The 16,601-nt window shown below is 55.5% G+C and carries 13 protein-coding genes; 10 read left to right on the forward strand and 3 right to left on the reverse strand.

Annotated elements, in window-relative coordinates:
* Positions 1–518 precede the first annotated feature (518 nt).
* Both BG60_RS30000 and BG60_RS30005 read right to left on the reverse strand, forming a co-directional pair.
* A complete protein-coding gene (locus tag BG60_RS30000; RefSeq protein ID WP_033536613.1) occupies positions 519–1,775 on the reverse strand; it encodes an MFS transporter in 1,257 nt (418 codons plus the stop codon).
* A gap of 569 nt (positions 1,776–2,344) precedes the next feature.
* The gene (locus BG60_RS30005; protein ID WP_008348765.1) at positions 2,345–3,118 is read right to left on the reverse strand and encodes an IclR family transcriptional regulator; all 774 of its coding nucleotides are present in this window, start codon (positions 3,116–3,118) and stop codon (positions 2,345–2,347) included.
* A gap of 225 nt (positions 3,119–3,343) precedes the next feature.
* On the opposite strand from BG60_RS30005, the gene BG60_RS30010 reads away from it, so the two are divergent.
* The 8 genes from BG60_RS30010 (at position 3,344) to BG60_RS37340 (ending at position 14,556) form a co-directional block, all read left to right on the forward strand.
* The gene (locus BG60_RS30010) at positions 3,344–4,975 is read left to right on the forward strand and encodes an MFS transporter (RefSeq protein WP_051627193.1); all 1,632 of its coding nucleotides are present in this window, start codon (positions 3,344–3,346) and stop codon (positions 4,973–4,975) included.
* Positions 4,976–4,983: 8 nt separating this feature from the next.
* Positions 4,984–6,027 (forward strand): HlyD family secretion protein, encoded by a 1,044-nt coding sequence (locus BG60_RS30015; RefSeq protein WP_034473705.1) that lies wholly within the window; start codon positions 4,984–4,986, stop codon positions 6,025–6,027.
* Positions 6,024–7,598 (forward strand): efflux transporter outer membrane subunit, encoded by a 1,575-nt coding sequence (locus tag BG60_RS30020; RefSeq protein WP_033536611.1) that lies wholly within the window; start codon positions 6,024–6,026, stop codon positions 7,596–7,598. Before BG60_RS30015 ends, BG60_RS30020 begins: the two co-directional genes overlap by 4 nt.
* 465 nt (positions 7,599–8,063) lie before the next feature.
* Positions 8,064–9,986 (forward strand): potassium transporter Kup, encoded by a 1,923-nt coding sequence (locus tag BG60_RS30025; protein ID WP_080443013.1) that lies wholly within the window; start codon positions 8,064–8,066, stop codon positions 9,984–9,986.
* A 68-nt stretch (positions 9,987–10,054) separates the two neighbouring features.
* The gene (locus BG60_RS30030) at positions 10,055–10,720 is read left to right on the forward strand and encodes a TetR/AcrR family transcriptional regulator (RefSeq protein ID WP_033536641.1); all 666 of its coding nucleotides are present in this window, start codon (positions 10,055–10,057) and stop codon (positions 10,718–10,720) included.
* Positions 10,721–10,889: 169 nt separating this feature from the next.
* Complete coding sequence (locus tag BG60_RS30035; protein WP_033536609.1) at positions 10,890–12,053, forward strand: HPP family protein; 1,164 nt, start codon at positions 10,890–10,892, stop codon at positions 12,051–12,053.
* A gap of 442 nt (positions 12,054–12,495) precedes the next feature.
* Positions 12,496–13,425 carry a LysR family transcriptional regulator gene (locus tag BG60_RS30040; protein ID WP_033536608.1) on the forward strand — a complete coding sequence of 310 codons (930 nt, stop codon included), beginning with the start codon at positions 12,496–12,498 and terminating at the stop codon, positions 13,423–13,425.
* A gap of 423 nt (positions 13,426–13,848) precedes the next feature.
* Positions 13,849–14,556 (forward strand): glutathione S-transferase family protein, encoded by a 708-nt coding sequence (locus tag BG60_RS37340; RefSeq protein WP_075583582.1) that lies wholly within the window; start codon positions 13,849–13,851, stop codon positions 14,554–14,556.
* A gap of 191 nt (positions 14,557–14,747) precedes the next feature.
* On the opposite strand, the gene BG60_RS30045 is transcribed toward BG60_RS37340, so the two are convergent.
* Positions 14,748–15,521 (reverse strand): TrmB family transcriptional regulator, encoded by a 774-nt coding sequence (locus BG60_RS30045; RefSeq protein WP_033536607.1) that lies wholly within the window; start codon positions 15,519–15,521, stop codon positions 14,748–14,750.
* 351 nt (positions 15,522–15,872) lie between these two features.
* On the opposite strand from BG60_RS30045, the gene tnpA reads away from it, so the two are divergent.
* Together tnpA and tnpB are read left to right on the forward strand one after the other, a co-directional pair.
* Entirely contained in the window at positions 15,873–16,259 is a 387-nt protein-coding gene (tnpA, locus tag BG60_RS37345; RefSeq protein ID WP_075583583.1) for an IS66-like element accessory protein TnpA, read from the forward strand.
* Entirely contained in the window at positions 16,226–16,594 is a 369-nt protein-coding gene (gene tnpB, locus BG60_RS30050; protein ID WP_096031063.1) for an IS66 family insertion sequence element accessory protein TnpB, read from the forward strand. Before tnpA ends, tnpB begins: the two co-directional genes overlap by 34 nt.
* Positions 16,595–16,601: the final 7 nt, after the last annotated feature.

The raw sequence follows: 16,601 nt of genomic DNA on the forward strand, positions 1-16,601 counted from the left end.
ACTGGTATCAATGGGCGCAATTAATCCTCCTACGCCTCACGAAAGGCATCAGGACAACAACTCGGTACGGCTTGACGGCTTTTCGGGTATGCGATTCGCCTACGCGCCAGATGGCTGAGATTCAAGACAAGAGCGCGCGGTTATACGAGTAGGTCGCCAAATATCCCTCTGACCCTGACGAACTACCCCTGCAGAGAGCGGGATTGGTTCATGGTCTAGATTGACATAGCGAACGTAGACGCGACTTTTAGTTTCGCTGACGATGGTTCTCGCGGTGCGTTCGAAAATTTGACGAATGACGCGACCGATATTTGGGCGTAATTCGATACTTTCGTTTTAAGCTGAACATGATCTTGTCTCCATTCAAAATCATTCGGCACCGGAAGTTTTGTATTCGTTTATTGCCCACCAACGCCGAACATAGGGCATCTAGTTCAATTTCGACTGCCCTAAGCCGAGTCTAGACGAGCGACGAACTAAGCTAAAAGTTGACCTAATTCGTCGACGCATCTGATTGCTCACTCTTGTTGGGGAAGCTCAACAGCAGGAAATGTTTGCTTGATTTGACGGGCGCGTTTGGGTGCCGTCTCAACTAGAAAGAGGCAGACCAGGAAGCCGAGCAGGACTCCGTAAATCGGAAGCCAAACGATGTTGTGAATTCCGAAATGAGTCGCTACAAATCCGGCTAACGCTGGCGCGACGCCCCCACCAAAAATTTCACCGGCACCTACAACCAGGCCGATTGACGTCGAAACCATTCCGGCAGGTGCCGCTTCCGTAGCAATCGGGCCAGACAGCAATGCGACGAGACCCAGAGTGAAGAAAGAAATCACGAAGAGAACGGCGAAGAGGAGCACAGGCTGCGCGCCGATGCCTCGGAAGAAGAAAAGCATGAACGCCGTGGCGACGAACCCTATGATACCTGCCGTGCGACGACCGATGATGTCCGAAATTCCCGGAAGACCGAATTGACCAAAGAATCCGCCAAAACCAATCGCAGACGCGACGAAGCCCATGCTCCGCATGTCCAACATCAGGTATTGCGTAAGATAGAGCGGCAACATTGCTCCAAGCACGAAGACAGCAGTCATCGCACAGAAAAGTGCGATCATCGCGAGCATGACGTTGCGGCTTTTGATGACATCTTTCCAGCTTCCAGCGCGAGTCGGAAACTCGCTTTCAGTCACCTGCTGCGTTTTCGGCTCGCGGATGACGACATACATTAATAAGCCAAGAATGAGTCCCGGAACGGCAACAAGCGCAAAGACCCATCGCCACGACATTACGCCTAGAAGTTGCGTGGCAATGATAGGTGCGAGTGCAAGTCCAAAGAGGGCAAAGCCACTCTGTTGCAAGCCCAGATTGAATCCGCGTCGCTTTGCATGCGACGCGTCAGCCGTCGCCGCGAAGCTTGTTGGGCAGAACGATCCCTCAGCGACGCCCATCAGCGCGCGAATTGCAAGCAACGAAGCCAGTCCACCGGAGACGCCCGAGAACCCGGACAACAGCGAAAAAGCGATGATCGAAGGGATCAGTACTTTGCGTCGGCCGATCTTGTCGGATAAGCCACCCATGATGATTGCGAACACACCCCAAGACAAACCGAGGATGCCAATACAGTTCCCGACATCCTGAGCGGTCAGCCCCAAATCCTTCATAATTGAGGGGAACAATGGTGCAATGAGCCACCGATCGAGACCGACGAGGCCAAATCCAAGCGCCAGCAGTGTCACTGCTTTCCATTCATAGGATGTGTCCCACTCTTTTCCTTGCATGTCTCCTCCCAAATCTACATCGTTGCGTAAATTGCATTAGTCCTTTGCTAACGAGCCTAGAATAGTGGGAAGCGCTTATCGGAAATAATCAGATTGCGCGAACGGGTCATTCGCAAAAACCAAACGATCAGGCTCGCGAACATTCGATTGTGTGAGGGAGACCTCCCGTGGGACATGATCTTTCGTCGGCGCTGTCAATCGTTCGTGTTATGTCGCAGGAGCAGAACGAAGCAACAACGGTTGGAAGAACCAACGAAACGGAGAGGTCTAGAGGGGCACGACTGCACGTCGAGCAAAATGTGGTCAGCAAGTGGTGGTGCGTACAGTGTCGGTGCGATCAACACGTTCGCTCATTGATCCGCGCGCTACGCGATGTCGTCTGAGTGCGTAGGACAGTTTGCGCGGAAGGCGATTTCGTAGACTTTTCTTCGAATACGTTCGCGACAGCGATTCAGACGCGTCGCTTGGGGGATTTACTTAGGGAAGGCAAACAACACTGCCAGAGACACTGATTGACTTCCAGGTACTCTGTTCGCTGTACGCCAACAATAACGTTCGAAGATGCTTGCTCAGGCGCCGATTGAACTGCGTCCAATCTCCGCCTGTAGGATTTCCTTTAAGCGAAGTGCCCGGTCTGCGTAAAGTTCTCGCTGCTCGACGGCGCGCGCTGTTGGCGCGACTATGCAGATAGCATAAGGTCCAAGGACCGTGTCGATCGCAATTGCCACCGAGGACACACCTTCGATGGACTCATTCGACTCCCAGGCGTAGCCCTGAGCGCGGATCCGAGCCAATGCGCGCAGAAGTCCGCTCGCGGAATGGACCGTGCTCTGGGTGACTTGCTTGTAGTCGTCGCCGAGCAGAGCTTTTACATCGAGGTCAGTATGCAGAGCCAACAAGGCTCGGCCCCCGCTTGTGCTGTGGAGCGGAAGATCGCCACCTACGCGAGGCATCACGCGCAGAACGTGTTCGGCGACCACAATATGAATGAAGGCCATATCGCGCCCACTCATGCGCGCCAAAACGGTTGTCTCGTTTATCTCCGCCGATAGCTGTTCCAAATGCGGCCGCACGATCGAGATGACGTCCGTATGCACGCGACCGACCAGCCGAAGTAGCGCTGGTCCGAGACGTACTCCGTCACTTCGATCTGCACGCACGAGGTTTTCTTGGCCAAGAGCCGCGACAATCCGCTGGACCGTCGATCGAGGCAACTCTACCTCCTTGGCAATCTCGGCGAGGCTCATGCCGCCGGGTCTCTCGCTAAGAGCATTGAGAATCTTTGCGGTTCGGGCAATCACCTGAATACCGCCCGTCTTGTCCTCGCCCGTTGCGTCGCTCACGGTTTCCCCATTGATGAATTAAGGACCCTCCCGGCGCATCTCGCTTAGAAGGCACCCAATGTTGTTTCTTACCACGATGTGGAATTTTATCGCACCGTGCGACATGTATTCCAAAACCCGCAATGCAGTACATTGAATCGCGTTGTAGAATCCAGTCTACTGCATCGCATGGTGGTTTGGGTGTCTGCCATGCGGGTGATGTGCCAATTTCTCTTAGGTGGGTGGATGAGTACGCTAGCGGAACCGACGACAGTGAGTGCCCCCGCGCCTGCGAGCAGTCCGAAGCCCGCTGCTGCGCCGACGCATGTGTTCAATGCCCGGTTGATGGTCGGACTGCTTGGCATCCTTATCGCGTCCCTGGCTTCAGGACTGAATGATCGGGTGACCGACATCGCCTCCGTTGATTGGCGCGGCCAGATTGGGATGGGTCACGACGAAGGGACGTGGATCGCTGCGGTCTATGAGGCAGGCGAGGTTGCGGGGATGATGATTTCGGCCTGGTTTGCCGTCACGCTGTCGTTCAGGCGCTTTGCAGTTGGGGTGTCGGTCGCCTTTGCGGCCTTGGCCGTCGTCTTTCCTTTTGTTAGCGACTACGGGACATTGCTGGCTTTGAGAGTGGTGCAGGGGGGGGTCGGTGGACTACTCCCTCCGTTGCTGATGACTGCGGCACTTCGGTTCTTGCCGCCGAAAATCAAGCTTTACGGCATGAGCGCCTACGCGCTGACGGCGACCTTCGGCCCAAATCTCGCAACTCCCTTGGCTGCCCTTTGGACCGACACGGTCGGTTGGCAGTTTGTGTACTGGCAGGTGATTCCCCCGTGTCTGCTTGCTGCCTTGCTGATGGGGTGGGGCCTGCCGCAGGACCCTGTTCGCCTCGAGCGATTCCGTCAATTTGATTGGCGCGGCGTGCTCAGCGGATGTGGTGGCGTGGCGATGCTCGTGCTTGCACTTGAGCAAGGCGAGCGCCTCGACTGGCTTGCTTCGCCTCTGATATGCACGTTACTCATTTGCGGTACGGCCTCGCTGGTTCTCTTCTTCATCAACGAATGGAACCATCCGCTGCCTTTGTTCAAGCTACAGATGCTTGGTCGACGCAATTTCGCTCATGGATTGCTCACGCTTGCGGGCATCTTGATCATTTTCTTGTCTGCATCGATGCTACCGGCCACTTATCTGGCCGAGGTGCGCGGTTATCGTCCGCTTGAGATCGGGCCTCTCGCCTTGACGATCGCGATTCCGCAGCTGGTGGCGTCCCCGTTCGCAGCGATGCTTTGCAATATCAGATGGCTGGATAGTCGCATTGTGCTGGCTACAGGCCTAGCGTTGCTCCTGGCCGCTTGCATCGGCGGCTCATTCCTAACCGATGATTGGGTACGCGACAACTTCTATCTGCTTCAGGCGATGCATGCGCTCGGGCAGCCGATGACCGTGCTGCCAGTGCTCATGGGCGCCACCGGCGCGGTGCAGCCTCCAGAGGGGCCATTTGCCTCGGCGATGTTCAACACGACCCGTGGGATGGCAACCGTGATTGGGGCAGCGTTTGTCGAATCGCTTCTTACGCATCGGGAGCATTTTCATTCGAACGTGCTCCTCGACCAGATTGGCCGCAGGGTTCATCTGCTTGCCCGCTCGGACATCTTGAGTCGACCTAATGTCCTGCATCTTGAACCTGGTCGGCCTATGTCCGGAGAAGGACTCGGTGCGCTGGCTGAGCAAATCAGAAGTCAGGCCCTCCTCATGGGCGTTGCCGACGTGTACCTCGTCCTTGGGGCAATGGCAGTTGTGCTCGCACTGGTGCTCGTCTTACTGCCTCAACGTACATATCCGCCGGGTACAGATCCTCGGCTCACCAAGTGAACGCAATTATGAAGAAATGGATAGTTATCGGCGTGGTTGCCGTCGTTGTCGTAATCGGAACGGTTGCCATGTTCCGCGTGGCCGGGTTGTTCGAGCGAGGCATGCAGTCGACCGACGACGCTTACATCACCGCAGACTTCACGCTCGTCGCCCCGAAAGTGTCAGGGTTAATTTCAAAGGTGGCGGTCGAAGACAACCAGCCTGTGCGAGCGGGTGACCTTCTTGCGTCGATTGATGACCGCGACTACCAGGTGGCGCTCGAAACGGCGCAGAGTCAGCTGAGTGCGGCGCAAGCACGACTCAAGAATGCTCAGGCCCGCGAGACAAGACAGCACGCGACCATCGATCAGGCACGAGCAGCCGTTCGCGCCGATGACGCTGCCGTCGTGTTCGCAGGTCAGAACGCCCAGCGCTATGCAGACCTTTCGCGACAAGGCGCCGGCACGCAGGAGCAACAGCAACAGACGAGCTTCGCTCAGCGTCAGCAAGCGGCTATCCGCGATCGCGACGCCGCAGCACTTACCGCTGCCGAAAAGGAACTTGGCGTGTTGGCTAGCGAAGACGCAGAGGCGCAAGCGGCGGTAACGCTGGCAGGCGCGGCGGTACATCAGGCCGAACTCAACCTCTCGTACACCAAGATTTTGGCGCCGTTTGACGGCGTGATTGGACAACGTTCGGTGCGTGTCGGTGCGTACGTTGGCCCGAATACCACCCTGCTCGCGGTCGTACCTCTGTCCGAAGCTTACGTCGTCGCCAACTTTCGCGAGGTTCAGCTCACGCATATGCGACCGGGTCAATTGGCTCGCGTGAAGATCGACGCGTTGCCGGGTGTGGAACTGACTGGACACGTCGACAGCGTGTCGCCAGCAACGGGTCTGACGTTCGCGCCCGTGGCCCCTGATAATGCGACGGGCAACTTCACAAAGGTAGTGCAGCGTCTGCCAGTGAAGATCGTGCTTGACGCAAATCAACCGGCAGCAGGTCTGCTGAAGGTCGGTATGTCCGTCGTGCCGAAGGTCGATGTCAGCGCGCGTAGTGGAGCTGCGAGATGATGAACTTCAAGCCGCTGTGCGCGACCATCATAGCAGTCCAGATTGCCACGCTGCTCGGAGGATGCATGGTGGGTCCGGACTTCGTCAAACCCGACCCGAAGCCGCCTGAAGCATGGCGCGATCACGTGGTGGACAGTAGCGAGAGCCACCCAACGAACGCCGCCGCTCTGGCAACCTGGTGGAAGATCTTCGATGACCCAATCCTCAACGGTTTGGTAGACCGAGCGGCAGCCCAAAACCTCGATATTCAAGTCGCAGCGAGCCGGCTGCAACAGAGTCGATGGCAGAGGCGAATCGTAAGCTCCGCGGGGCTGCCGTCGATTGGAGCAAACGCAAGTGCGCAACGGATGGGTGCCAGTGAAAACGGTCTGATGAGCTTGACCGGTGTGGGTTCGCAGCCCCCGGCGTCGAGCCTTGCCAATGGCGTTGGGAATGGCAATGCGGGCATCAGCGGAGCGGACATCAGTGCTCCCATGAATCTATATCAATACGGATTCGATGCTTCGTGGGAGTTAGATATTTGGGGGAAGACGCGTCGCTCGGTTGAGGCCGCCGATGCATTGACCTCGGCGTCAGACGAAACGCGCCACGGAGTGATACTCGCGGTGCTTAGCGAAACCGCGTCCAACTATGTTCAATTGCGGACTGTTCAGGCAACACTGAAAAATACGACCGAGACCCTTGGGTTGGTTAAGCATAGTCTCGAGCTCACGCAAGCGCGTCAGAAAGCCGGAGCAACCACGTCGCTTGAGGTCTCCGAGGCTGCCGCACAGGTGCAAGCAGTATCGGCGCGTATCCCTGACCTCGAGTCGCAGGAAGATAAGCTGATCAACGCCTTGAGCCTGCTCGTCGCTGCTGAACCGGGCGCCTTGGCGGATGAGCTCGAAACAGCCAAGCCCATACCCCCTGTGCCCTCAGAGGTGCCGATGGGCCTGCCGTCTGAGCTGGCCAAGCGTCGCCCAGATATACGGGAGGCTGAAGCGCGTCTTCACGCGGCAACTGCGGGGATTGGCGCCGCGAAGGCCGACTTTTATCCGTCCGTCACCTTGAGTGGAAGCTTTGGCATGCAGTCGCTGAACTTCGCAACCTTGGGTACATGGGCTGCCCGACAGTTTGCGATTGGCCCCACGCTAAATCTGCCGATCTTCCAAGGCGGTCGTCTCACAGGGATGTTGCACCTGCGTGAGGCGCAGCAACAAGAGGCTGCGCTCGAGTATCAAAAGACTGTCTTAGGCGCGTGGCATGAAATCGATGATGCGTTAATCGATTTCGATGCGCGTCAACGCAAGCGCAAGAATCTGGCCTCAGCTCTCGACCACAGTCGTGCTGCTTATGACGCGGCGATCTACCGATACAAGGCGGGTGCGAGTACCTTCCTCGATGTCCTTGTGTTACAGCAGGCTCTTCTCGACGCACAGACGCGCTGGGTCAGCGCGAATGGTGATGTGTCGTTGACAGCGATACGGCTTTTCAATGCGTTGGGCGGCGGCTGGGAAACCGACTCAGCCGTTAGTACGGTGAGCAGCACTAGTGAAGGTAATAGACAAACGGACGTCACAAGTCCGCAATAGGAGCGGGGAATGAGTGGTTGGTGCTGTAGTGAAGAGGCAGATTTTCCGTCGTGGATACGAGAGCTTGATCCTAATTTGCACTCGATGGCCCATCGACGCGCCTGCGTTTGGCAGGACGAGTTGACAGGTGAATGGTGCTGGGAGATCGAATCGTTTCACGGCAGCGGGAATGTCGCCAGTGGAAGAGCGCTATCGCGCGAAGAGGCGATGGCAGCAGCAGATGCAGTCGTTGCTACCGCGGTAAAGACCGGCGAACGCTCGTAGCAGCGGAATTGAATTTGGACTTGGTGAGAGTGTCAGCGCGTCAAGGACACACTCTGGTCTTAGTTGGGCGCTTTAACGCGAATGCGACGAAGCCCTACAACGTTCGGCAACTACCGCAAACACGTGAAGCTTACTGTTCTCAGCGGACGTGACGTAGCGACCTGTCGAACCTAGAGACACCTCAGATATCGGCGAGGATTTATGTCCGCATCCACTCTGAATATGTCGCATCCCAAACAGGGAACCTCTGCGTTGGCATTTGGTGCCATCGGAGTCGTTTTCGGAGATATCGGTACGAGCCCGCTTTACACGCTGCGGGAGTGTTTAAAGGCCGCAGGAGGGGTTTCTCAGACGAACGTGTTCGGAGTGGTATCGCTGATCCTTTGGTCGATACTCGTCGTCGTCACATTCAAATATGTTTGTTTCGTGATGCGCGCCGATAGTGGCGGGGAGGGAGGCATACTTACGTTGGCCACCCTGTCTTCACGAGCAGCCCCTCGGCATCTACGAAGCGTGCTCCTCGTCGTTGGAGTCTTCGGTGCGGCGATGTTCTACGGAGACTCGATGATCACGCCCGCCGTGTCAGTGGTCTCGGCCGTGGAGGGGCTTTCGCTTGTAAGCAGGTCGCTGACGCATTGGATTGTTCCGGTATCCCTTGCGATTCTCATCTGTCTGTTTGCTATTCAAAGGTTTGGAACGGGGTTGGTAGGCAAGTTGTTTGCCCCAGTGATGGTCACGTGGTTCCTGATCCTCGCTGCGCTTGGCGTGTTACACGTGGTTCAGCATCCCACGGTGCTTGAGGCCGCTTTGCCCAGTTACGCTTTCAATTTCGTAGCGGACAACCCGAAGACGGCGTTTGTCGTTTTGGGATCGGTGTTCCTTGCGCTGACTGGTGGCGAAGCGCTCTATGCTGACATGGGACATTTCGGGAAGAAGCCAATCCGCCTAGTGTGGCTTGCGCTGGTCCTTCCTAGTCTTGTCATCAATTACTTCGGCCAGGCGGCATTGGTGTTAAGCGAACCATCTGCCGCTCAGCAGCCCTTCTTCATGTCGGCGCCTGGTTGGGCTCTGATACCGCTCGTAGCTTTAGCGGCTGGTGCCACAGTCATCGCTTCGCAAGCGGTCATCTCCGGTGCGTTCTCCATGACCAATCAAGCGGTGCAACTCGGTCTGCTTCCTCGATTGTCGGTGGTACACACTTCTACGCAAGCCTTGGGGCAGGTTTTCGTTCCATTCGTGAATCGCTCGCTGTGTTTGGCTGTGATCTTATTGGTGTTGTTGTTCCGCTCGTCGGGCAGTCTTGCCTCGGCCTACGGCATCGCCGTGGCTTCGACAATGCTTCTCACCACTGTTCTCATGTTCGTCATCGCGCGAACCTCATGGTGCTGGAGTCGCCGCAAGGCTTTAGGAATCATCGGCCCCTTGGCAATGGTTGACGTGCTTTTTGTCTCGAGCAACGCGAGGAAAGTGGTCGAAGGGGGCTGGTTTCCGCTGCTCGCTGGGACCGTGTTGTTCACAGTCCTCATGACATGGCATCACGGGCGTGCGATCCTTATTGCGCACATCAAAAAAGAGAACCCGCCGCTGCGAGTAGTCCTGCGCTCGCTGCTTCATGGCAGTGATAGACCGACGCGGGTGGAGGGTACCGCTGTATTTCCGACCAGCGTCGTCGGCGTGACCCCAACCGCGTTCATGCACAACCTGAAACATAACCGTGTCCTTCATGATACGAACATCTTCATCGCAGGAACAACCGAGGCGATGCCATTCGTTGACGGACCAGACAAGGCCATCGTTGAAAGTCTCGGCCGAGGATGCTTTGGGGTCAGAGTTCGCCACGGTTGGATGGAAGTTCCGGATCTACCAGCCGCGCTGCGCCTCGTGGAAGGACGTATCCCGTGTTGGCATTACGACGTCGCCGATACATCGTTCTTCCTCGCACGAGATTCAATTCGGGCTCAAGGCGGAACCTCGGTGGTGACCTCGTGTCGAGAAAAGCTTTTCGCATTTCTCGCCCGTAACACTGCTCATGCCGCCGAGTACTACAGTTTGCCTGCAAGCCGGGTAGTGGAGCTCGGTGGCCAAATCAATCTCTCGCTGCGGAAAGCATCTGAGCCGCGGTGACCGCGCTGTACGACATATATACGAAAAATCGAGGGCTCCAGCAGAGTGAACTCGAACAGAAGGAAAAAATGAGACAGCAAAGAGTCAAGAGGGACCCTAAGGGGACACGAAAGCGCATCCTTGACGCGGCTATAACCCAATTTGCGATGTTTGGGTTAGCTGGTGCACGGATTGACGGCATTGCAGAAGCAGCAGAAGAAAACGAGCGGATGCTCTACGACTACTTCGGAAACAAAGAAGGACTCTACATCGCCGTCCTCGACGCGATGTACACCGAATTTTCTGCAAGAGAAGCAATGTTGGATCTTCAGGTTGTCTCACCTGCGATCGCTATTCGTAAGCTTGCGCTGTCAATGTGGGCGCATCTTCGAGACAATCCGCACTGGACAAGTCTGATAAACAACGAGAATCTGCACGAAGGGCAATATTTAAAGAAATCGACGCAGGTTCGCGAAGCAATATCGCCGCTGGTGCGAACCATTCGTGTGACCATCGCTCGTGGTGTGGCGATGCGTGAATTCCGGGCAGGAGTTGATGCGCTGGACTTCGCTGTGACGATGATTGGAATGGGGTATTTCACTGTATCGAACAGATCCAGTCTGCTTGCTTTGGTAGGTCGAGACTACTCGGACAAGGCCAGACATGAGAAAGTTTCGACAATGCATGTGGAGATGTTGTTGTCATATCTGCAACCACATGCAGATTGTTCAAGCGGTGCCGATTTGACCTCTTAGTAACGTGAGCTACGCACTTTCCCCTCTTCGGCAAGCATGTTGGAATGACTTGCTTGTAGCGGCAGCGGCAACCTCGAGGCGCGTACGAAAAGCGCGCCTGCAATCTCTCGACTAACCTCCGTGCACAGCCTACGGACTGCATGACGAGCATCTCTCGGAGCTGAAAATCGTGCCGTATTTCGATTTACGCCGCTGGTTGCGAGGGTTCATCCCCGCCCCGGTTACTCTTCGGTGGACCGAACGTTTGCGCGCCGGAGTTGGTGCGCTCGTCGGCATCGCTCTTACAGGTGGTATCGCTCACCTGCTGGTCCGCGATGCGTCGGTCATCCCATTTTTGATCGCGCCGATGGGCGCTTCTGCCGTGCTCTTATTTGCGGTACCTACAAGCCCACTTGCGCAGCCTTGGTCCATCATCGGAGGAAATCTTGTTTCAGCGACGGTGGGCGTCACCTGTGCGATGTTGATTCATGATCCTGTCGCTGCCGCAGCGCTTGCGATAGGAATGGCTATCTGCGCAATGTTCGCATTGCGCTGTGTACATCCGCCCTCCGGCGCTGTCGCGCTGACGGCAGTGCTGGGCGGACAGTCAATCCATACACTCGGCTACGGGTTCGTAGTTGCTCCAGTGGGCGTTCAATCAGTTGTTCTCTTGTTGAGTGCAATCGAGTTTCATGCGTTGACGGGGCATCGTTACCCGCATGGCCACGCAGTGCCCAAAACCGATGGGGGTTCTAACCTAGTGCAAGGCAACGTACCAGACGCAGCTGCATTTCTAAGAGCAGATCTGGAAGCCGTGCTCGCACGTCAAAAGGACTGGTTAGACGTCGACCCCGACGACCTGGAGACATTGCTACGAGAGACGCAACTTCAGGCTTACGCACGTCGCTTCAAAGAGTTCACGTGTGCGGACATTATGACCCGCCAGGTGGTCTCAGTAGGTCTCGACACAAGTGCCCGCAGCGCGCTGCGCTTATTGGCGCGCCATCGAGTGAAAGCACTCCCTGTGATAGATGCCTCGAATCGTTTGCGAGGGATCGTAACTCGGCCAGATCTTGTGGTTGTCCCGCGTAGCAGAGGAGCGAGCATTGTTGAGCGCCTTTTCGGTCGCTCCTCGAGAACCGACGCAGTCGTTAGTTCGCTCACGACCACGGAGGTTCGTTCTGTCGATACGAACACCGCGATCGCAGAGTTGGTACCTATGTTCGCTCATTTCGGACACCACCATGTGCCCGTGGTTGATCAGGAGGAGCACTTGGTCGGAATGATCACTGAGACGGACCTCATCTCAGGTCTGTATCGCCAAACTCTCACGGCTAAACAACAGTCCGCTTGATGAAGCGAAAACTTGTTCATCAGCTGTGTCGAACAATTTTGGTGGGTTAGCCTACGTCACCGCTTGCGCAATTGACGACAACGATCTCGGCGCAAAGATCCGTTGCGTCAGAAATTCTGGCTTGCTTGCCTTTCGAGGATGATACGCGTGAGCTATGCGCGAGTGATGAGTGCTGTCCCTGTGGATCGGCGTTCCCGTAGCTAGACCAGTCCTTCTCAACTTGCACTTAGAGACCGTGTAGACGCCAATTGCGGCGGCCGTTTCGAAGACGTTTTTACCTCAAAGGCGCCACTAACGCGGGACATCGAGCATAGCGAGCGATATTCCGACGTGGTAAGGTTTTCATTTAATCGTCACGAAGCTTACGACGGTCGACGCGCTGAAATCGGCGCGATCCTAGCGCAATGAGTACTGACGAACACAACAATAGCAGGAGACTACGGTGGACCTATATTTAAGCATTGAGGCGTTCGTGAGGGTTACCGAATCCGGTAGTTTCGGATCGGCAGCGCAGCAGCTCAATGTAGCAAAGTCCGTCATCAGCACGCGCGTGCAGCAGCTCGAAGAACATCTTGGCGTGTCGCTGTTTCACCGCTCGAGCAGAGCTGTTAAGTTATCAGAGATTGGCCTGTCATACTACGGAGATTGCCATGATTTGATGGAGCGCATGCAAGCGCTTTCTCAGCGATCAAAAAATATTACCGCAGCACTTACGGGCACGCTACGCGTCGCTGCGCTCAATGGATTCGCGCTACAGCACTTACCCGCTGTGATTGAAACATTCCGAAAAAGTCATCCGCATGTCGAATTTGACATCTTCGCAAACGATCAAGTTGTCGATCCAGTGCAGGAAGGTTTCGACCTTGTGCTACAGATTTTTCCGCCAGCGTCCGAGTCGTTGATAGAACGCCGACTTTTCAGAATGCGAGGTGTATTTGTCGCTTCACCGGAATATCTAAGGAACATCGCACCTATTTCGAGCCCAGATGATCTTTGTGTGCATGATTTCGCTTGTTATCGTTACTATCCGTGGCGAAATCGATGGATCCTGCACCATGGGTCTCAGCACGAGGAGGTGACGTTAACCCCCGCACTTCGTTCCAATAGCGTCCACTTAGTCAACCAATTTGCTCATCGCGCGATGGGAATTGCATATCTTCCAACCATGATAGTCTGGAAAGACTTACTGGACGGAACTCTCGTGAGAGTTTTGCCCGAGTATCGGACTGAGGTTCCCTACTTTTCGGCGGTGTACCCAACTTCGCATCGCGCGACAGCGAAGGTCAAGTTATTTTTGGATCTTTTGTCAGCTACTTTCGCCATGGAGCCTGAATGGGACCGCGCGCTGGGACTGTCCGAAGATGTAGCGTGACAGCACCAAAGGTAGGCGGATGCGACGCACGCATTCGCGGAGCGTTTGGCATACGTAATTAGGTGTTCCATGGACCCGTCCTGTCCCATCACCCAGCACAGACGCGTCTTTTTAGTCGTTCGCAACAGTAATACACAAAAAATATAATTAAAACAGAGATGTACACCCAAATATCCTCTGAAAAAGACGGGTGTGCGCGACACTCTATGGCGCGACGCTTACGATTAAGCGACTGAATAAACGAGGTCATTTTGGTCACGAGAACGCCGCACTTGCGCACCTTGGTTCAGAACCCTTCAAGACAAACGGTTGTGCCATCGTTAGCCAGACGTCTCTTAAATTTTTGATCTCTGTGGTTGTGCACGGGCTAGCAATGCCGCTGTGTAATGTGATATCTCGCGATTTCTTAGAGAGGAAGAAATTATGTATGACGATGGCGCCGAAGGTGACAACCTGCTTTCCTCAGCATCTCAGCATGGCGTATCAAGAGGAAATAAGTGGCCGGACAAGCCGATCCGTCTTTATTCGATGACTTACTCCGGGCACGGGCATCGCGTCGAGTTGTTCCTGTCGCTTTTAGGTCTTCCATATGAAAAGATAAATGTAGACCCGAAGAGTGGTTTTCTAAAACAGCTCGAATACCGTCGACTTAATCCACATTCTCTCGTGCCGGTAATAGTTGACGGAGACGTCACACTGCATGAGTCCACCGCCATTCTTGTTTATCTCGCGCGCACCTACGGCGACAACTGGTTGCCCGATGACCCGGTGCGCGAAGCGTTAGTTCAACAATGGTTTTCTTACTGCTCCGGACCAATAGCGTACGGACCCTGCGCTGCACGGCGCCTGGTGGTTTACGATGAAGAGTTGGTCCCGTTCGTCACTGCCATCGATATTGCGACCAAATTCTTCTCGGTTGCTGAGGAGCATTTTTCAAAGCACGTTTATGCCATTGGAGATATGTTGACAGTAGCCGACATCGCTGCCTACACATACATCGCTCACGCACCCGAAGGCGGCATTTCATTGGAACCATATCCGAATCTAACGGATTGGCTTAATCGCATTGAAGATTTGCCGGGATTTGTCCGGATGCCTCGGGCACCAGAGCCATCGCTTGAAGATGCATGAAGAGGCCGATTGTCTGTCTGCACTGGCCAGAAGTTCACCGCGTCGGACTTACGCGTTGTTGTCTAAGAACCGCTTACTGGTTAGTTAGGTAAATGTTCGTGACGCCCCTGCGGTATGCCACTCTGTCAGTGGATCGATAGAATTGCTAGTCGAGAAACATCGTCACGCGGGCGGACGATCGAAGACTAGCACTACGGCAGGCTCCTGAGACTCAATTCGCTGCGTTCTTCATCGGGCGTGCTAGAAGCCCAGAGAATCTCAAAAAAATTCGTTTGAAACGCACAGAGTTCCGCGCTCTGGATCGATAGAGCGTAATGTTCGGCTTTTGACGAGATAAAAGCAACCCTATCGTCATAGAGGTAGGTGGTGACGCCGGCGTCAAAGGATTCAGGGGCGAATCTCAACGTCCGGCGTTCTCGCTGCGAACTACGCCAGAGGTCACGATTGTCAGGCGGCCCGCAGCGAATAATCCGAAGCGGGATCCCGGACTTGACGCGCTTGGCAACAACGCTCGCGATGGTCTCGTAACCCGGCATTCTGAACAGTTCGCTATTCGACATGATTGCACGAAGCTCTTGAGTTCCGGACTCGACCATTTCGTCGAGGACAGTCTTGATACCTTCGACACCGACAAAGAAGCGAACTTGAGGTTTCCCTCCGGAGGAATTATGCAAAGCACGCAACTGTGGCAACACGTCTTGCACAACTTGGCGCTGGCATTCAACGCGTCGAAGAAGCGCTATCGGATCTTGTGGAATGACATAGCTGCGAGCACCTTTTTGAACAGTTGCAACAAGGCCTGTTGCGAGAAGACGGTCGAGCACTTCATAAGCATTTGTGCGACCGATCCCCGCCTTTTGCGCGATGGTGGCAACGGTCGCTTCTCCGAGCTCCAGCGATGCGAGATAAAAATCAGCCTTGTGACCATCTACGCCTGCCGCCTGTAGCATTTCCACTAGATTCATCGCAAGTTCCTACGTATATAAGGGCGATATCTTTCAATATTTGTCAATCAAAAAACGACGAACGGGTCGTTCTGAATTTCCGAACACGAGCGAATTTATTGGCTTGTCAATTCGTTGTCCGATGGCTTTATAACATGCTTATGAGCCCGGCAGCATGGGGCATTGTTCTCAGGCGAACTGTGGAGAAGCCGGTAACGCATCCGATGACTTACATGCCTTGTGGGATAAGCCGCGAGCGTGGAGGGATGAAGGGCCGACTCGGCGGTGTAACGTAAGCGGCCTGGAAACTCACCTTGATCGTGGTTGAAGCGCTTGGGAGTATCGTGTCCATCAAAGCGAATAAGCAGACACGTGAACACTATTGAAGAAGAGGCTTTACCGACGCGTCGCCGTCGCCGGCGCTACACCGAAGAATTCAAGGCGCGCGTTGTCGCCGCTTGCTTGGGCACCGGCGTGTCGGTGTCGGCCGTCGCGCTGGAACATCGGCTCAACGCGAATCTATTGCGCCGTTGGCTTGATCAGGCAGAAGGCAGACTTCCGAAGCGGTTGTCTGAAAGCCCCGTAGAAGCTCAATCGACACCACTGCCAGCGTTCGTTCCCGTTGCGATGGGGGCAAAGGAGGTAGCCTCGCCCGAAATCCGGGTCGAAGTTCGCCGGGGCAATCAGTCGATAACAGTGAGCCGGCCAGTCTCCGAAGCCGCGCAATGCGCGACATGGTTGCGCGAGTGGCTGCGGTGATTCGTGTCGACGAGATCTGGCTAGCAGTCGATCCGCTGGACATGCGGGCCGGCTTCGACACGGCGTTGGGGCGCGTGGTGAAGGTGTTCGGCGCCGCGCATCCGCACCACGCCTATCTGTTCACCAACCGCCGCGCCAATCGACTGAAAGTTCTCGTCCACGACGGCATCGGCATCTGGTTGGCAGCGCGCCGGCTGAACGAGGGGCAGTTCGCCTGGCCTCACGCTGGCAGCGAACCCAAGCAGCAGGTACTCACGCATGAGCAACTGGCGGGCTTGGTGCTCGGGCTGCCGTGGCAGCGGATCGGCCAAGATGGCGTGATACGCATAATCTGACGTCTCG

This window comes from Caballeronia zhejiangensis (assembly GCF_000698575.1).
Lineage (GTDB): Bacteria > Pseudomonadota > Gammaproteobacteria > Burkholderiales > Burkholderiaceae > Caballeronia > Caballeronia zhejiangensis.

Coding starts and splice junctions, on each gene's coding strand:
- BG60_RS30015 (WP_034473705.1), top strand. CDS start 4,984: ATGAAGAAATGGATAGTTATCGGCGTGGTTGCCGTCGTTGTCGTAATC.
- BG60_RS30025 (WP_080443013.1), top strand. CDS start 8,064: ATGTCCGCATCCACTCTGAATATGTCGCATCCCAAACAGGGAACCTCT.
- BG60_RS30010 (WP_051627193.1), top strand. CDS start 3,344: ATGAGTACGCTAGCGGAACCGACGACAGTGAGTGCCCCCGCGCCTGCG.
- BG60_RS30045 (WP_033536607.1), bottom strand. CDS start 15,521: ATGAATCTAGTGGAAATGCTACAGGCGGCAGGCGTAGATGGTCACAAG.
- tnpB (WP_096031063.1), top strand. CDS start 16,226: ATGCGCGACATGGTTGCGCGAGTGGCTGCGGTGATTCGTGTCGACGAG.
- BG60_RS30000 (WP_033536613.1), bottom strand. CDS start 1,775: ATGCAAGGAAAAGAGTGGGACACATCCTATGAATGGAAAGCAGTGACA.
- BG60_RS30020 (WP_033536611.1), top strand. CDS start 6,024: ATGATGAACTTCAAGCCGCTGTGCGCGACCATCATAGCAGTCCAGATT.
- BG60_RS30030 (WP_033536641.1), top strand. CDS start 10,055: ATGAGACAGCAAAGAGTCAAGAGGGACCCTAAGGGGACACGAAAGCGC.
- BG60_RS37340 (WP_075583582.1), top strand. CDS start 13,849: ATGTATGACGATGGCGCCGAAGGTGACAACCTGCTTTCCTCAGCATCT.